Here is a 1,820-nt window from a genome sequence, read left to right as displayed (position 1 = left end):
CGGTGCAGCGTCAGGCCAGGACCCGCCCGAGCAGGTAGACGGCGGGCGCGGCGGCGGTCAGCGGCAGCGCCACCCCGGCCGTCATGTGCACGAACCGGGAGGGGTAGTCGTAGCTCGCGACCCGCAGGCCGATCAGCGCGCAGCCACCGGCGGCGAGGCCGAGGAGGGCGCCCTGCGTACCGAAGCCGGTGAAGGACCCGGCCACCGCACCGGCCCCCGCGGCGACGATCAGCGACACGACGGCCGAGACCGGACCGGGCAGCGGGAGGGCCCGGACGAGCACGGCGACCGCGACGGCCGACGCGCCCACGGTCACCGGATGTGTATAAGAGACAGAGCCCGTACATCCGCTCGTCGGCCCCCGCGCGGCTGCGGAGCTGGAGCACCAGGGTGAGCAGCACCCAGACGCCGAGCGTGCCGAGGAGGGCGGCCGGACCGTGGTCCCGCCCGGCCACGAGCAGCACGGCGTCCGCGACGACACCGCCCAGGAACGCGAGGGCGATGCCCTGCCGGGCGGGCCACATCCCGTTCAGCCGGAACCACCCCGCCGCGGTGACGGCCTGGAGCAGGACGAGCGGTACCAGCAACGCGTACGGCCCGATCGCGGCACCGGCGGCGAGGAGCAGGCCGAGCCCGGCGGTGATCGCGGCGGGCTGCGTCCCGGGCGCGATGATCGGCGACCGACCCTCGGCGCGGGCCCGCTGGGCGTCGGTGATCCGGCTGTTGCCCAGGGTGGTGGGCGGACCGTACCCGTCGTCGGCGGCGTACGGCTGGGGGGCGGCGTGCTGCCCGGCGGTGTGCTGCGGTGCCGCGGGCTCCGCGTACGGCTGGGGCGTGGCGTACGGCTGTGCGGGGCGCCGTACCGAGGCGCCCCGTGGGGGGCACCGGGGTGCGACGGGGCGCCGGGGTACTGCGCACCCGGGCCGGTGGAGTCCGGTGGGCCGTACGCGGCCGCTCGCCCCGGGGTCTGCGCACCGGTCGCGGGCGCGGCCGGACGCGGCCGGATCGAGGGCTGGTACTGGGTGTCCCAGGTCTGGCCCTGCCAGGTCTGCGCCGCCCCGTGACCGGCCTGCCCGGGCTCCTGGTGCGCTGCCGGGTACCCGTACCCGGACGGCTGCCCCGCCTCCTGGCCCCGGGCCCGGGGCCAGTCGGCCCCGGACGGGGTCCCGGACGCCGGATACGCGTCGTACGGGCGGCCCTGCGGGTCGTACTGCTGTCCGTACCCCTGGCCGTACTGCTGCTCGTCGTTGCTCATGGTCTCCGGTTCACCCTCCTGCGAACGGCGGGAGCACCTCGACCGTGCCGCCCTCGGCAAGCCGTACGGTCTCATGGCCGCGGGCCCCCACGGGGTTCCCGTCGATCAGGAACGAGCACCGGCGCAGCACACGCGTCAGCTCGCCCGGGTGCCGCTCGCGCACCCCGTCCAGTGCCTCGGCCAGTGTCGACGCCGCGTACGGCTCCTCCGCGGTCCCCGCGGCGGCCTTGGCCGCGGCCCAGTAGCGGATCGTCCCCGCCGCCATGGCGGCACCCCTTTCGTCGTCCTCCGTCAGCTGTCCATCATCAGCCACGCCGCCCCTCACGCCGACGCCGTCCAGTCTGCGATACGCGTGAGCAGGCCCTCGTCCGCCGCGTTCTCGGCATGGCCCATGCCGTGCTCCACCCACAGCTCGGCACGTCCCCGGCCCGCCGCGGCCAGCGTGCGGGGGTGGTCGAGCGGGAAGTACGGGTCCCGGTCGCCGTGCACGATCAGCAGCGGCACCCGGATCAGCGGCACCGCCTCGACCGGCGGGAGCGGAACGGGGTCCCAGTCCCCGGTGAGG

The 1,820-nt window shown here is 76.4% G+C and carries 3 protein-coding genes and 1 pseudogene; 1 reads left to right on the top strand and 3 read right to left on the bottom strand.

Annotated features, from left to right (window positions below; genetic code table 11):
* Window positions 1-10: 10 nt before the first annotated feature.
* Window positions 11-316, bottom strand: a complete 306-nt coding sequence (locus IH13_RS46250) for a hypothetical protein (protein WP_420713414.1) — start codon at window positions 314-316, stop codon at window positions 11-13.
* Between the two features lie 121 nt (window positions 317-437).
* On the opposite strand from IH13_RS46250, the gene IH13_RS46245 reads away from it, so the two are divergent.
* On the top strand, window positions 438-1,064 hold the full coding sequence (locus tag IH13_RS46245) for a hypothetical protein (RefSeq protein WP_420713413.1): 627 nt from the start codon (window positions 438-440) through the stop codon (window positions 1,062-1,064).
* Window positions 1,065-1,265: 201 nt separating this feature from the next.
* On the opposite strand, the gene IH13_RS0130070 is transcribed toward IH13_RS46245, so the two are convergent.
* Both IH13_RS0130070 and IH13_RS0130065 read right to left on the bottom strand, forming a co-directional pair.
* Window positions 1,266-1,520, bottom strand: a complete 255-nt coding sequence (locus IH13_RS0130070) for a MoaD/ThiS family protein (RefSeq protein ID WP_031089230.1) — start codon at window positions 1,518-1,520, stop codon at window positions 1,266-1,268.
* Between the two features lie 56 nt (window positions 1,521-1,576).
* Window positions 1,577-1,820, bottom strand: a pseudogene (locus IH13_RS0130065) (alpha/beta hydrolase); the annotation flags it as partial.

This window comes from Streptomyces sp. NRRL WC-3549, from assembly GCF_000721935.1.
Lineage (GTDB): Bacteria > Actinomycetota > Actinomycetes > Streptomycetales > Streptomycetaceae > Streptomyces.
The sequence above is the reverse complement of the archived record's forward strand: the minus strand, read 5'-3'. Positions and strand labels throughout refer to the sequence as shown.

Bases quoted from the DNA above. Each gene is read 5' to 3' on its own strand.
- IH13_RS0130070 (WP_031089230.1), bottom strand. From the start codon at position 1,520: ATGGCGGCGGGGACGATCCGCTACTGGGCCGCGGCCAAGGCCGCCGCG.